The following is a 343-nucleotide window of genomic DNA, read 5'->3' as shown; positions in this document are numbered from 1 at the left end:
CTAACATATGACTGATTTCATGGCATGGCGAAAATCCGTAGATCTGAAGAGACCTGCGGTTCTTTTTATATAGACCGTAAATGCATTCAATACCCTTTAAAGTATTTTTGGCCGTATTGATACTTTGATATCTTGTCTTTCTTACTTTAATATGACGGTGATCTTGCTCAATGAGGTTATTCAGATATTTGGATGTGCAATGACAGTCGGGATTCAGTTTAAACGTTTTAATGACTTTAGCCATAGCTACCTTCGTTGAAGGTGCCTGATCTGTAATCACCTTTTGAGGTTTACCAAATTTTTTAATGAGACGTTTGATAAACGCATATGCTGAATGATTATC

1 protein-coding gene is annotated in these 343 nt (G+C 35.9%); it reads right to left on the bottom strand.

Annotated features, from left to right (window positions below; translation table 11 throughout):
- Window positions 1–343 (bottom strand): DDE-type integrase/transposase/recombinase (locus CD126_RS11770; RefSeq protein ID WP_142381375.1); only part of this gene is annotated, 343 nt, incomplete at both ends.

Origin of the sequence: Staphylococcus pettenkoferi (assembly GCF_002902685.1) — a bacterium.
GTDB lineage: Bacteria > Bacillota > Bacilli > Staphylococcales > Staphylococcaceae > Staphylococcus > Staphylococcus pettenkoferi.
This window is presented reverse-complemented; position numbering and strand designations above follow the sequence as displayed.